The organism is Mucilaginibacter sp. P2_A4 (assembly GCF_056405015.1).
Genome location: NZ_JBFUCX010000001.1, coordinates 855,885 through 869,236, shown reverse-complemented (window position 1 = coordinate 869,236; position 13,352 = coordinate 855,885). Strand labels below are relative to the sequence as shown.

At 39.9% G+C, this 13,352-nt stretch carries 13 protein-coding genes; 8 read left to right on the top strand and 5 right to left on the bottom strand.

The annotated features are described in order from the left end of the window. The first annotated feature begins 106 nt into the window (after window positions 1–106). The 3 genes from AC1DYB_RS03310 (at window position 107) to AC1DYB_RS03300 (ending at window position 2,665) form a co-directional block, all read left to right on the top strand. Complete coding sequence (locus tag AC1DYB_RS03310; protein WP_091142315.1) at window positions 107–331, top strand: CDGSH iron-sulfur domain-containing protein; 225 nt, start codon at window positions 107–109, stop codon at window positions 329–331. Window positions 332–436: 105 nt separating this feature from the next. Continuing rightward, the gene (locus AC1DYB_RS03305) at window positions 437–1,246 is read left to right on the top strand and encodes a tRNA pseudouridine synthase A (RefSeq protein WP_477432413.1); all 810 of its coding nucleotides are present in this window, start codon (window positions 437–439) and stop codon (window positions 1,244–1,246) included. 117 nt (window positions 1,247–1,363) lie between these two features. Continuing rightward, window positions 1,364–2,665: a DEAD/DEAH box helicase gene (locus AC1DYB_RS03300; protein ID WP_477432411.1), complete on the top strand. Its 1,302-nt coding sequence runs from the start codon at window positions 1,364–1,366 to the stop codon at window positions 2,663–2,665. On the opposite strand, the gene AC1DYB_RS03295 is transcribed toward AC1DYB_RS03300, so the two are convergent. Then, the gene (locus AC1DYB_RS03295; RefSeq protein ID WP_295711666.1) at window positions 2,662–2,886 is read right to left on the bottom strand and encodes a VF530 family protein; all 225 of its coding nucleotides are present in this window, start codon (window positions 2,884–2,886) and stop codon (window positions 2,662–2,664) included. The genes AC1DYB_RS03300 and AC1DYB_RS03295 overlap by 4 nt on opposite strands. 263 nt (window positions 2,887–3,149) lie before the next feature. On the opposite strand from AC1DYB_RS03295, the gene AC1DYB_RS03290 reads away from it, so the two are divergent. Further along, window positions 3,150–7,448, top strand: a complete 4,299-nt coding sequence (locus AC1DYB_RS03290; protein WP_477432409.1) for a two-component regulator propeller domain-containing protein — start codon at window positions 3,150–3,152, stop codon at window positions 7,446–7,448. A gap of 5 nt (window positions 7,449–7,453) precedes the next feature. Here the strand turns inward: AC1DYB_RS03290 and AC1DYB_RS03285 are convergent, their stop codons facing one another. Both AC1DYB_RS03285 and AC1DYB_RS03280 read right to left on the bottom strand, forming a co-directional pair. Next, the gene (locus tag AC1DYB_RS03285; protein ID WP_477432407.1) at window positions 7,454–7,948 is read right to left on the bottom strand and encodes a hypothetical protein; all 495 of its coding nucleotides are present in this window, start codon (window positions 7,946–7,948) and stop codon (window positions 7,454–7,456) included. A gap of 30 nt (window positions 7,949–7,978) precedes the next feature. After that, the gene (locus AC1DYB_RS03280) at window positions 7,979–8,632 is read right to left on the bottom strand and encodes a YceH family protein (protein WP_477432405.1); all 654 of its coding nucleotides are present in this window, start codon (window positions 8,630–8,632) and stop codon (window positions 7,979–7,981) included. 161 nt (window positions 8,633–8,793) lie between these two features. On the opposite strand from AC1DYB_RS03280, the gene AC1DYB_RS03275 reads away from it, so the two are divergent. Further along, entirely contained in the window at window positions 8,794–9,615 is an 822-nt protein-coding gene (locus AC1DYB_RS03275) for an MBL fold metallo-hydrolase (RefSeq protein ID WP_477432403.1), read from the top strand. A 3-nt stretch (window positions 9,616–9,618) separates the two neighbouring features. Here AC1DYB_RS03275 and AC1DYB_RS03270 read toward each other — a convergent pair whose 3' ends face one another. Both AC1DYB_RS03270 and AC1DYB_RS03265 read right to left on the bottom strand, forming a co-directional pair. Beyond that, window positions 9,619–10,395, bottom strand: coding sequence for a M90 family metallopeptidase (locus tag AC1DYB_RS03270; protein ID WP_477432401.1), 777 nt, complete (start codon window positions 10,393–10,395; stop codon window positions 9,619–9,621). Between the two features lie 16 nt (window positions 10,396–10,411). Next, on the bottom strand, window positions 10,412–11,122 hold the full coding sequence (locus tag AC1DYB_RS03265; protein WP_477432399.1) for a DUF92 domain-containing protein: 711 nt from the start codon (window positions 11,120–11,122) through the stop codon (window positions 10,412–10,414). A 117-nt stretch (window positions 11,123–11,239) separates the two neighbouring features. On the opposite strand from AC1DYB_RS03265, the gene AC1DYB_RS03260 reads away from it, so the two are divergent. The 3 genes from AC1DYB_RS03260 (at window position 11,240) to AC1DYB_RS03250 (ending at window position 13,351) form a co-directional block, all read left to right on the top strand. Continuing rightward, entirely contained in the window at window positions 11,240–12,016 is a 777-nt protein-coding gene (locus AC1DYB_RS03260; RefSeq protein WP_477432397.1) for a hypothetical protein, read from the top strand. Beyond that, complete coding sequence (locus AC1DYB_RS03255) at window positions 12,013–12,582, top strand: hypothetical protein (RefSeq protein ID WP_477432395.1); 570 nt, start codon at window positions 12,013–12,015, stop codon at window positions 12,580–12,582. Before AC1DYB_RS03260 ends, AC1DYB_RS03255 begins: the two co-directional genes overlap by 4 nt. Before the next feature lie 79 nt (window positions 12,583–12,661). Further along, window positions 12,662–13,351 carry a class I SAM-dependent methyltransferase gene (locus AC1DYB_RS03250; RefSeq protein ID WP_477432393.1) on the top strand — a complete coding sequence of 230 codons (690 nt, stop codon included), beginning with the start codon at window positions 12,662–12,664 and terminating at the stop codon, window positions 13,349–13,351. Window position 13,352: the final 1 nt, after the last annotated feature.

Genomic DNA, 13,352 nt, shown 5'->3' with positions numbered 1-13,352 from the left:
TATGCCGGTGAGTGGATATTTATACGCAATCAGGAACACTTCTAAATAGCAAATAGGCTTCATATACGCCCTTTCATTGGTTACCTTTGCACCAAAATTTTAACGAATGGCAACAACTAAACTTACTATTAATAACAACGGATCTGTAAAAATTGAAGGCGATTTTGAAATTGTAGATATGCAGGGTAATAACTACGGCTTACAAGGCAGAACTGTGCTTTCTGTTTGTCGTTGCGGCCTATCAGCAAACAAACCGTTTTGTGATGGATCGCACAAAGGTCATTTTGAGCATAATGCAATTGCATTTGACCTTCCTCCTAAAAAAGTTTAAATAACGGTTTATTACCATATTTATAAAGGCCCGCAGTTAAATACCGCGGGCCTTTACTTTTAGAATATTTTTACCACATTTTTTGTGGATTTTTGGCAAAAGAAGATGCGGTATTTTTTTCATATAGGTTATCATGGCACACGGTACAGCGGCTGGCAAAAACATGCAGGCGTTGCAAGCGTACAGGATATTTTTGAAACTGCATTAAGCCAGCTTTTAAAAACCGTGGTTGCGGTTAACGGTTGTGGTCGTACAGATGCCCAGGTGCATGCCAGCCAATTTTTTTTCCATGTTGATATTGAGCAGGAATGGAATTTCGACCTCTTCTTTAGGCTGAATAAAATATTGCCTGATGATATCGCGGTATTTGATATTATACCAATGCAGGGTCTGCCCCACGCCCGTTTCGATGCCATACAGCGCTCCTATGATTATTTCATCCACACCTATAAGGATCCTTTTTTGAGTGGTTTCAGCGCTTTATATCCCGAAACAAGCCTGCACATCGATGAAATGAAAAAGGCGGTTGCACTGTTACCGCTTTACAATGATTACCGTGCTTTCTGCAAAATGCCCAACAGAATTGATCATACCATTTGCCATGTGAGCTCGGCTGCGCTATACGTTGATAAAACCGGCGACAGGCTGCGTTTCCATATTTCTGCTAACCGGTTTTTAAGTAAGATGATCAGGATAATTGTTGGCCGCCTGTTGGAGATTGGCCGCGGCCAGATGACTGTTGATGAATTTGAGGGTCACCTCATCAGCGGGCAAACACCAAAAATCATTATACCCGCCTATCCGCAAGGTTTATACCTCTCAAAAATAACTTATCCTTACCTTGATATCCCGGCCAGGCCAACATTTTCGGGCCTGCTGCAAAGGGACGATGATACGGTTTGGCAATCACTTTAATGCTGATAAATTACGGCTATCTTGTCTACCGATTCTAATTTATTGACTCTCATAATGGATATGAGCAGTATTTTAGGTAAATTCGCCCTCTTAAATATAATTTAATAAGGTTCTCAGATGGTGTGGTTTGAAAAATTAAAGCTAAAAAAGCAACTTGTTCGGTCGGTAAATGAAGCTGGTTTTACAAACCCTAAAGAACTGCAACTAAAAACCTTGTCAAGAATAGTTGGCGGCCAGGATATTATCGCCATAGGGCATGAAGGCAGCGGCAAAACTACCACTTACGTTTTAGGTGTGTTAAACCGCTTTAATTATGCACCGGAAGGCGTTCCGCATGTATTGATCCTGGTACCCGAGAAAGAAGATGTATTAAGTGTAATTGAACAATTTGATCTTCTTAATAAAAATAAATCCATTAAAATTGTTGGCCTGTATGTAGCGCCAGGTATAGAAGCACAAATGGATGCACTTGCTGATGGTGCCGATATTGTTGTTGCCACTCCTGACAGGGCAAGAGCTATCTACCTGAAACTTGCTCTTAACCTTAACAAGGTTGTTCTGTTTGTGGTTGATGATGCTGATGAGATGATTAAAAAAGGCATGCAACTACCTGTAGTTGAACTGGCCAACAGCATTGGTAAAAGTCAAAAACTGGTATTTACCGAGGTGATGCACAGCAAGTTGGAAAAAATGTTAGCTCCTTTTATGCATGAGCCCACTATCATCGAGGTAGAAGCATTAGCAGAAAAACCAATAGAAACCTATCCGCAGTTATTATATAATGTACCAAACTTTGGCACCAAACTAAACCTGCTTAATTTATTCATGTACGATGAGGAGTTGTTTACCAAAACCGTTGTGTTTGTAAACACCCGCGCTACAGCCGAAAAAGTATATAAAAGCCTTCAAACACGCTTACGTACAGCAGTTGCCTATTTAAACCCACAGTTTTTTGATAGCCCAGGGTTTAAAAGCATCGAAGATTTTAAGGCCGATGAAAGTTCGAGAGTACTATTGGTTGCCAATGAAAACGAGGAAACCATCAACCTTACAGATATCCCCTTCCTGATCCATTTTGATTTGCCAGCAGAAAAGGATATGTTTATTGAGCGTATCACTAATCACCTGCCCGATAGCGAAAACGAAACAATGGCCCTAACCTTTGCTACCGATCTTGAGCTTAGCCAGGTTAAGAAGATTGAGCAGGCTATTGGCAAAAAAATATCAATTGCTGAATTGCCTGCAGAGCTAATTATTGAAAAAGAACTGAAAGTTAAAAAAGAGGAGAAAGCAACTAAACCAAATCCAGATGCTCCTGTTGCAGGTGCTGCCTTTCATGAAAAAAAAGCAGCCAACTCAAAAACTTACAACTTTAGTTCGGGGCAAAAGGCCAAAATGAACAATAAGCGCAAGCACTAATTCTTTTTTGTAAAGTAATGAATATACATGTCCTCAACCTTTTTGCGGGCCCAGGGCGTTTTGCGCAAAAATTTAAGGCTTGACGATATGCTTGGATCCTCCAAAAAGCAATTTATCCGTATCTGGTAGCCAAGCTCCGGCCAGCCGAAACGGGCCACCAGCTCGTTCAATATCATCTCTAATGTTTTACCGTGTAGCGGGTTATTTACTTGTTGAGGCATATGCAAAGGTAAAAAAATAGCTCTATATTGTTTTTAAGGCAACGCGTATAGCTGCCAAAGGAAACGGGAAGTTTTTAAGTTCGTTTATTCGGCACATTGTGCAAAATTACAAGGTATCTATTAATTTAACTTTAGCTTAGGCATAACTAAATCAGGTTGTTCCACGTTTAAACAGGTATACCCCGGCGTTCCAGTTAATTACTTAATTTCCAAGATCTGGGTTATTTATACAATACATCCAATTTTATAACATCCTGATATCAATGAATGGCTATAAGCTTTATCTGATCTTACTTTTTCAAGCTATATCATTGTTTGTAATTGCCCAGGACCGGCCCATACATTTCCAGCGTATTGGCAGTAAGGAAAACCTTTCCGAACTTAATGTCAACTCCCTGATCCAAGACCACCGCGGATTTATATGGGTAGGTACCCGTGACGGGCTTAACAGGTTCGATGGCAGTAAATTCAAGATCTTCCGGAATGACATTAATGACAACACCAGCATCAGCAACAATTATGTAAACCATATTATTGAAGATAAAAACGGCGATCTGTGGATAGCTACAAGCGGAGGGGTTAATAAATACGACCGTAAAAAAAATCGCTTTTACCACTACCTGCATAACGACAAATTACAAAACAGCCTTACCAATAATTTCACGGTAAATATTGCTTTGGATAAGAATGGTAATTTATGGATAGCCACATTAAAGGATGGGGTTGATGAATACATCGTCAATGAAAACAAATTCATTCACTACAAGTACAACAAGAATGATCCGCGTAGTTTAAGTGACGATAACGCGAGGGTAATATATGTTGATACTCAAAATAATGTATGGATAGGAACATCAAATGGCGGCCTTAATCTTTTTGATCCGAAAACCAAAAGCTTCACCAGTTTTAAGCACGATGAAAAAGACGGCAAAACAATATCTGCCAATAAAATAACTTCCATTTTTGAAGATAGCAGCCACCGTTTGTGGATTGGTGTTACCGAGGGCGGCTTAAACCTTTACGATGCCAATACTTTAACTTTTAAGCATTTCAAAAACAATCCCAACAATAGCAATTCGCTATCACATAACAACATACAGTGCCTTGGCGAAGACAGCAATCATAATTTATGGATAGGTACAGAAAATGGAGGCCTTAGCATATTTAATTACGAGAAAGCAACATTTAGCAACCATTCCCAGGACGAGGTGGATAACAGCAGCATATCCAGCAATTCTGTTGATGTGATTTTGAAGGATAAAGTAGGTAATATGTGGATAAGCGGCTTTGCCGCTGGTATCAGTTTATACAAAAAAGTAAAAGAAAATTTCATTCACTACAATCATAATTCGTTGGCCAATAGCTTATCAAACAACTTTGTGCTGAGTATTGCTGAAGATAAAGAAAACAATATATGGCTTGGTACCGATGGCGGCGGGCTGAACCAATTTAATCCCCAAACAGGCAGTTTTAAAGCTTACCGGTATAGTGATAAAGACAAAACAACCATCGGCGGCAATTATGTTTTGGCATTAAAAGAAGATGACCGAAACAATTTATGGATAGGCACCTGGGGAGATGGGGTAAGCGTAATGGATCTTCAAACCCATAAATTCAAATCGTACAGGAACAATCCCAATGACTCGACCAGTTTAAGCGGAAACAATGTTTATGCCGTTGCTGCTGCTCCCGATCATAAAATATGGTTTGGCACACTTGGCCAGGGGCTTGAATTGTTTAACCCCAAAACAAATGGCTTTATCCATTACCGGCATGATCCTAATAACCCGAAAAGTATTAGCAGCGATAATATAAACTCCCTTTTAAGTGATACTAAAGGAAACCTTTGGGTGGGCACCAATGATGGCAGCCTTGACTTGTTTGAGCCAGAAACCAATACCTTTAAGATATTCAGATACAACGTTTCAAAAAACAGTTTGGGTAATAATGCGGCGCTTGATTTGTTTGAAGACCATGTTGGAACCATATGGATATGCACTTATGACGGCCTTACCCGGTTTGATCCAAAAACAAACAAGTTTTTTACCTATAAAGCAAACGATGGCCTGCCAAACAATTATACTTATGCTATAAGGGAAGATAATAATGGCAACCTATGGATAAGCACTAACAATGGCGTATCGAGGTTTAATCCGCGAACAAAAAAATTCCATAATTTCAATATTGAGGACGGTTTGCAATCGGATGAATTTAAGCCTCACTCGGCAGTAAAGAGCCACGACGGTATTATTTATTTTGGTGGCGTTAACGGGTTCAATATGTTTGATCCGGATAAGGTAATGGAAACTACCTATGATCCACCACTGATATTAACAGATTTCCAAATTTTTAATAAAACGGTTCCTGTAGCTCAAAATGATAACGACCACTCCCCTTTAAAAGAGGACATTTCTGAAACAAAATCGATTACGTTGCTCCATAGGCAATCGGTTATCTCTTTTGAATTTGTATCGTTGGATTTTGTGCAGGCCAATAAAAAAGAATACGCATACCAGTTAGTGAACTTCGATAAAAACTGGAATTATGTTGGCAGCAAAAATTCAGCTACTTATACCAACCTGCCGGCGGGTAACTACATATTTAAGGTAAAAAGCCGTAACGGCGACGGCAAATGGTCAAAACACGAATTGAGTTTGAATCTTACCGTTTTACCTCCTTTCTGGCTAACCTGGTGGTTTATTTCGGGTACTTTATTGGGTGTATTTGCTATAATTTACAGCCTTTACCGATGGAAGGTAAACAATATAGAAAAGCAAAAATATCTATTGGAACAACAGGTATCTGAACGTACCGCCGAGGTTTTATACCAGTCTGAAGCGATAAAAAAACAATCCGACGATCTGCAGCAATTAAATTCCGATCTGCAGGCGCAATCTGAAGAATTGCAGGCTCTTAATGAAGAATTACTATCGCAATCAGAAGAGCTGGAAGTTCACATGACCCATGAAAAAGAGGCCCGCGAAGAAGCAGATAAGGCCAACCAGGCCAAAAGTATATTCCTGGCTACCATGAGCCATGAAATACGTACGCCCATGAACGGTGTGATTGGTATGGCTTCACTTTTAAGTGAAACCGAACTGAATATGGAACAACGTGAATACACGGATACGATCATATCATGCGGCGATAGCCTGGTTAACGTAATCAATGATATTCTCGATTTTTCAAAGATAGAATCGGGCAAAATGGAGATGGAGGAAGAAGATTTCGATCTGCGCCATTGTATTGAAGATGTACTTGACCTGTTTGCACCTAAAGCCTCGCAGCAAGGCCTGGAGCTGGTTTACCAGATAGATGCTGCCCTGCCAAACCAGGTTGTGGGTGATAGCCTACGTTTAAAACAGGTAATGAGTAACTTAACCAGCAATGCTTTAAAGTTTACCCAGCAAGGCGAAGTATTTATAAAGGTTTTTCTTTCAAAAACTCATAGTAATGGTGATATTGAGATAGGTTTTAGCGTAATGGATACAGGAATTGGTATCCCCGAAAAAAAGGTATCCAGCCTATTCAATGCCTTTTGGCAGGCAGATTCATCAACTACACGTAAGTATGGCGGTACCGGTTTAGGATTGGTTATCAGCCAGCGTTTGGTAAAACTGATGGGAGGAGATATCTGGGCAGAAAGCGTTTACGGCGAAGGTTCGGTATTTGTGTTTACCATTAAAGTTGCGGTAAGTAAAAAGCAATCTAAACATGTGCCGTTGGTTTTTGACACTTCCCTTCTTGAAGGCAAAAAAGTATTGGTTGTTGATGATAACCAAACCAACCTTTTTATACTTAAAACCCAATTGGAGCAATGGGGATTAATCACCACAACTGCCTCATCAGCTGCGGAGGGTCTTGATTTGCTGGCCAATAACCAGGATTACAATCTCATCATTACAGATATGGAGATGCCATTTATGGATGGTGTCGGTTTTGCTACGGCCGTTAAGGCTAAATATGCACAGATGCCTATTATAATGCTGAGCTCCATTGGCGACGGTTCAAAAACAAAATATCCGGGACTGTTCTCGGCCATTTTAACCAAGCCTGTTAAGCAAAATCAACTGGGTAAAAGCATCCAGGCAGAATTAAGGGGATATGGAAATACGCCCGAGATTGAACCTAAAGCTGTAAAGCTTCTTGATGAAAAATTCGCCGCTGAGTTCCCGCTCCATATCCTGGTTGCGGAAGATAACCTGGTAAATCAAAAACTCATTAGCCGCATGCTAAATAAGCTGGGGTATGAATTTGCTTTGGCCGAAAATGGGTTTGATGTATTGCAAAAACTGGAAGAACAGCATTTTAACGTGATACTGATGGACATCCAAATGCCCGAAATGGATGGTTTTGAGGCCACCCGTTCCATCCGCGAAAGCAACCGTAAGCTACAGCCTTTCATCATAGCCATGACCGCTAATGCCGGCCCTGATGACCGCGACCTGTGCATTAGTGAAGGTATGGATGATTATATTGCCAAACCCATGAAACCGGAGGGATTAATTACAGTTTTGAAGGCAGCTTATAAGATGATGAGTTTGGTGGGTAAAAAAGGTTAGTTAAATCAATAATATGGCAATGTTTTACTCTTAAAACGTTCCAAATCTATAGCTTCGGTGAAATAACTTTTAAATTTTTCGGAAAGGTACTGATCCCTGAATTTTACAATCGTATATCCACTGTCGTAACAAACAATCTCTATCTCTGCATCAGGGTGCTGTATATTTCCATTTTTCCAGATCAGGGGATTACCTTCAGCAAATGGCAAATTCTGCTCATCCACTAAGGGTTTCGTAAACGAAGGTATACCTAAAATAACCGCCCAATAAATTTGCACACGCGCATCGAGCAATTGATGCAATTCATTTTCAGACAACAAAAAATAATCATCTTCGTGATTTATAGGTAACTTCTGGCCTTCAAACAAACCTGAAGTATTATATTCTATATCAGTTATCAACCAATTAAATCCTTCCAGGTCTTCTAAAATAGGGGCTAAAAGTTCGTTCAAGTACGTGTGACAGGATAGCTTTAGTGTTTTCCGGATAATCCAATTCATATATTAAATTAAAACTTCTTTGAATGTAATCTACCCCATCAACTCCTTCATCAGCTTATCAAAAGCCTCCTTCATTTCGGCAAGGTCATGCTCCAATTTAACAACACGTGCTTCTAATCCACCGGATGATCTACCGCCGGTTTCTTCCACTTCGTCATCGTCGGTTATCACCGGCGTACCAGCTAATAAATGAGCATACCGCTGTTCTTTTTGACCTGGGCGTTTCGGCAATTGTACAATATAAGGCATAGCCGGATCAGCCAGTTTCTCCAGCATTTCCTGTACTTCTTCTATCGATTCAAACTCATATAACCTGCCCGAATTGGTATTCAGCTCACCCGGTGTTTGCGGGCCACGCAATATCAGCAGGCAAATTAATGCTACCTCGGCGGGAATCACCGGGAAAACAATGGCAAAATTGTGCTTGTATTTGATATTGCGGATAGATCCGCCGGTTGCTGTCGAAATCAGTCCACGCCTTTTTAACGTATTTAAGGCATCGGTAACCGTACCATCATCATAATTCACTACCGGCTTGCGCGATGTTTTTTGATTACAGGCTGCAGTTAAACCATTGAGAGTCATTGGATAATAATCTGGCGTGGTTTTGCTTTTTTCCATTAGCGAGCCAAGCACGCGCAGTTCAACTGCATCAAGTATGGGTAAAGTTTGTGGTGAATCCATGGTTAAATATAAGCAGCTTTTTATAACCTCAAAAAATTGATACTTATTTTTAAAAAGTAAGAGGTTGCAACAACTAAAAATAGGGGCTAAAACCGTTACTTTGTACCATACAATTGAAGGGCAGCTTTTTGCTTTCGGCCTTCAGTTTTTGGCTCAAAAACATGTCTTTATTCATTACATCACTAAATTCGGGGAGTAACGGCAATTGCTATTACGTAGGGAACGAGCGGGAAGCTATATTGGTTGATGCCGGCATATCATGCCGTGAAACTGAAAAACGGATGGCCCGGCTTGGCCTTTCCATGAGCAAAGTAAAAGCGATTTTTGTATCGCATGAGCACTCCGATCATATTCGCGGCATCCCGGTATTGGCCAAAAAATTTAACCTCCCGGTTTATATCACGCCCGGTACATTGCTCCATTTAGGTAATACTGTGGATGAGAAATTAGTTCATCACCTGCGGGAATTTGAAACAGTAACCATAGGTGAACTGGAAGTTACTTCTTTCCCTAAAGTACATGACGCTACCGAGCCACATAGTTTTATTGTTAGCTGCCGCGATATTAAAGTAGGTGTATTTACCGACCTTGGCGTTGTATGCGATCAGCTGATCCGCTATTTTAGCCAGTGCCATGCCGCTTTTTTGGAAGCTAACTATGATGAAGACATGCTGGAGAATGGCGGGTATCCTTATCACCTGAAAAGGCGAATCCGCGGAGGCAAAGGCCACCTGAGCAACAAACAAGCATTAGCACTGTTTATGACTCACCGACCGGCCCACATGACGCATTTATTACTGGCCCATCTATCCAAAAACAATAACGACCCCAAACTGGTAGAAGACTTGTTTACAAACTGTGCCGATGGGATCAAAATAGTAGTTGCCTCGAGGCATGAGGAAACACCGGTTTATTATATTGGCCATACCGGCAATACTTTAGAAATGGCCGGTCAACTGGATTTTGGTTTTAATTCGCTGTAAAATTTAATCCCCTGCCCTATCCTGCATAAATATAGTGCTCAGCATTCCATATAGCTCCGGGTGTTTGTGCTTTAGTTCGTCAGTTTTTTGGAAAAAATACTCGGCCGCCACAGCAAAAAATTCGGCTTCGTTGGTAATAGCGTAAGGGTTAATATCAGATTTACCTTCTTCTATTTTATGAATTTCCTGGTGTATCATTTTTAACCAGGGCAAAACATAATCGTGCGCCAGTAGATTTTCGGGCACACCATTAGTTGCTCCATCGCTTTTATCCAGCAGGTGCACAAATTCGTGAATGGCGGTATTTTCCCTTCCGGCTGAGTTTGAAAACCCTTTTATTAATGCCGCCCTCGATAAAATCATTTGCCCATTCATATACCCGGTACCTACCATCCCCAATATGCTCCGGTTTTCACCCTCAAACTGAAACTCACTATCAAAGGTATCGGGATACAATATCACATTGGTTAAATTCTGATACCTCCAATCCTTAAATCCAAAGATGGGTATTACCGCGCTTGAGGCTATCATCACCCTATCCGTATCATCAACTATAGTGCCTACCCCTTCGATGGTAATGCCGCTCAGGAATACATTTATTTTCTGCTCAAATACCTGCTTGCCTGCTTCATCAAGCTGCTGATAAAATTGAATATGTTGCGCTAATATTGATTTGTAACCTGCGTTTGAAATACTACGGGCTGTTTTTGCTTTATTGTTCTTTAAAAAGAAATAAGCAACCAACGCAAAAACAATAAAACCTATTAAAATAAAAGTCATTTGGTAAATATCAATATTAAATAAAGTAAAACAACAGCATCACTAAAGCAGCTATCAAGGTATTTAAAAAGTTTACAGTGTTATTGCCGATGTAATGCTTACGCTCCAGTAACGAGCCCATTACCGAATCACTTAAATTCCCTATTGTTCCTGCAACAACAATCCAGATGAGGTTTAAATCCCACCCAAAGCCAATAGCATAAATTACCGCGATTACACAACTTCCGGCAATGCCTGTTAATGTCCCTTCCAGACTTATCACCCCATCTAATCCACCCTGATCCGGTTTCAGGCTGATGATGTTATAGAAACGCTTACCATAAACCGTACCCAATTCTGATGACAGCGTATCTGCCGTAGCCGAAGCAAAACTGGCTGCCATCATCAGCGCCAGCAAATGAGTTAATTGAGGATATAACAGCACCAATAACCCCGCTATTCCCCCTACCCCTGCATTAGCCAGCACCTGCCCGGTTGTTCTCCCGCTTTTTCGTTCTTCTGCAATAGTAAAAGCCTGCTTTTTATTTTGCTGGAACGAGGTAGCCGCCGATCCTAAGATAAAAAAGGTAGTCATCATAGCAATACCGGTGAAACCAGCGCCAATAAAAACGCTGTAAGCTACTACCCCACCAGTTAAGGCTGCGGCAAAAGTTAGTTTCCGGGCGGCCACGCTGTAAATTATTCCTGTAATTATAATGAGTATTAATAAAGTATAGCCGCTAAACATATTACCAAAGGTATTTATTAGATGAACTTCTACCTACAAAGTAGTATCAATAATATATAAAGACAGTAAGTAAAATAATTAAATAAAATCATTAAATTCACTTTTCCAAGCCATATCATGAAAAAGTTAGTTTTAATTCTCATTATCGCATTAAGTCATCGCGTTTGTGCACAAACACAATCGGTGCTTATTGATACTCATGATAAGGCATTAACCAAACTACTTGAATCAGAAAAAACAGGGGGTAAAAAAATAGACAAAATATATGCTAACTTAATTTTCAAGGATAGTGATAATTTAGAGCCTTTAATAATTGATGTTACCAATTCCATGGCAGATACGGTGATAATTTTACCGGATAACTATCAAAAAGCAAGCTTAAAAAAAATACAATTTAAAATACAATTCGATCAGTTCGAGCGCGCCCGGTCATTGGGATTAAATGTGATAGTTTATAACTCGGATACTTTAAAGAAATATATTAATACAAATAAAATTAAAACATTTACCCGGGAATATTATGTTAATCATCCGGGAGGAAATAGCGTACAAATATTGACCCAAAACATACATTATCTTGAAATTGATGAAGACAATGTTATCGTTTGCAATATCGCTTCCATACCCAGAGGCATAACCGCAGAGGTTTACGAAGTACCTAAAATAGATTGGGAGGATAAATTCCATTTACCTCATCCTCAGGAAAGTGTATTATCCGCCCCAATTGCGAAGGGGCTAACCAATCACAGAATTGGCAATACAGCAACCGACATATATTTTAATGCGCATGATCAACCATACTATTTAATATTTTCCTACGCAGGAAAATATTATGTAAAATTTATGGACCCTGCGACGGTAACCCCTAAAAATTTCTCATTTCCGATTCCATGAATACTAACACAACAAAAAACTGGTTAAAATGGGCAACTAACACCGTTGGGCTAATTCCCGGATTAACAATAATGAAAACCAATCTGGGTGTCCCTCCGTCTTTTTCTAAAGAAATTATGGGCGGTATGGTTGAGGCCGTTTGTGCGCTTATTATTTTACTGATCTGGCTAAATAAGGAAAGTTTAAAAAAATATTCTCTGAGATTCTACACCATACAGGCGGTAATTTGTATGGTATTATTTTTATCATCCTTATTTGCTTATTTACAAGTTTATAAATCATGTAATATCCCCAAGGGCGCCCGTTCAAGAGGAACGATTCAACCTTTATGGATTAATAATGAATTGAAGCAATACCTTATTCAAAAAAACATGACATCGTTAAAAGAATACCTTGATGAGTATGGGCCTGAAAATACAGAAAATGCTATTCAGTTAAAATCTTCAAATCCTCTTCTCCTAACACAAATTATTATATATATCAATTTCATTCTGGTATTCTTTTTTTTAACCGCTTCCTTTGCCTTTATGTGGATAAAATTCGAGAAAATATCGCCACCAGATTAGAAACACCTTTAAGAATCAGTAATTTAAATCTTACATTAAACACATTACCTAAGCGATCAATTCATACTTTTGCCCCTGCATGAAAGATATTTTAGGTCAGGCCATACACGATCATTATTACAAGAATCCTCCACATAAGCTTTGGATCAACAACCAATACGGCCCAAAGGAAGAAATGCCTATTGAAACCTATTTCCGCGATGAGGATGATATGCCTGATATAGAATGGCTTGCACTTAACGAGTGCCGTGGCGAAGTTCTTGATATTGGTGCAGGCGCCGGCAGCCATGCCCTGGTACTGCAGGAACGTGGTTTTGATGTAACTGCCCTTGAGATATCAGCCTTTGCCGCAGATGTAATGCAGGCGCGTGGTGTAAAAAAGATAATCACCGCCGATATATTTGAATTTAAAGAACGCAAATACGATACACTGCTGTTACTAATGAACGGCATCGGCCTGACAGGAACCTTAGAAAATCTTAAAGTGTTTTTAGAGCATGTAAAAAGCTTGCTTAATAAAGGCGGTCAGTTATTATTCGATTCATCGGATATTGCGTACCTCTACGAGGGAAACCTGCCCGATACCGGCAAATACTATGGTGAACTCAGTTACCAGTATCAATACAATCGTGCAAAAACCGATTGGTTCCCATGGCTTTACGTTGATGAAAAAACATTGATCACTATTGTTCAGGAAGCCGGATTTGAAATGGAAGTTTTACTGGAAGATGAATATCAACAGTACTTGGTAAGGTTGACAGTAAAGTGAG

Excerpts from the sequence above, each read along its gene's own strand:
- AC1DYB_RS03310 (WP_091142315.1), top strand. The coding sequence starts at position 107 with ATGGCAACAACTAAACTTACTATTAATAACAACGGATCTGTAAAAATT.
- AC1DYB_RS03305 (WP_477432413.1), top strand. The coding sequence starts at position 437 with ATGCGGTATTTTTTTCATATAGGTTATCATGGCACACGGTACAGCGGC.
- AC1DYB_RS03300 (WP_477432411.1), top strand. The coding sequence starts at position 1,364 with ATGGTGTGGTTTGAAAAATTAAAGCTAAAAAAGCAACTTGTTCGGTCG.
- AC1DYB_RS03295 (WP_295711666.1), bottom strand. The coding sequence starts at position 2,886 with ATGCCTCAACAAGTAAATAACCCGCTACACGGTAAAACATTAGAGATG.
- AC1DYB_RS03290 (WP_477432409.1), top strand. The coding sequence starts at position 3,150 with ATGAATGGCTATAAGCTTTATCTGATCTTACTTTTTCAAGCTATATCA.
- AC1DYB_RS03285 (WP_477432407.1), bottom strand. The coding sequence starts at position 7,948 with ATGAATTGGATTATCCGGAAAACACTAAAGCTATCCTGTCACACGTAC.
- AC1DYB_RS03280 (WP_477432405.1), bottom strand. The coding sequence starts at position 8,632 with ATGGATTCACCACAAACTTTACCCATACTTGATGCAGTTGAACTGCGC.
- AC1DYB_RS03275 (WP_477432403.1), top strand. The coding sequence starts at position 8,794 with ATGTCTTTATTCATTACATCACTAAATTCGGGGAGTAACGGCAATTGC.
- AC1DYB_RS03270 (WP_477432401.1), bottom strand. The coding sequence starts at position 10,395 with ATGACTTTTATTTTAATAGGTTTTATTGTTTTTGCGTTGGTTGCTTAT.
- AC1DYB_RS03265 (WP_477432399.1), bottom strand. The coding sequence starts at position 11,122 with ATGTTTAGCGGCTATACTTTATTAATACTCATTATAATTACAGGAATA.
- AC1DYB_RS03260 (WP_477432397.1), top strand. The coding sequence starts at position 11,240 with ATGAAAAAGTTAGTTTTAATTCTCATTATCGCATTAAGTCATCGCGTT.
- AC1DYB_RS03255 (WP_477432395.1), top strand. The coding sequence starts at position 12,013 with ATGAATACTAACACAACAAAAAACTGGTTAAAATGGGCAACTAACACC.
- AC1DYB_RS03250 (WP_477432393.1), top strand. The coding sequence starts at position 12,662 with ATGAAAGATATTTTAGGTCAGGCCATACACGATCATTATTACAAGAAT.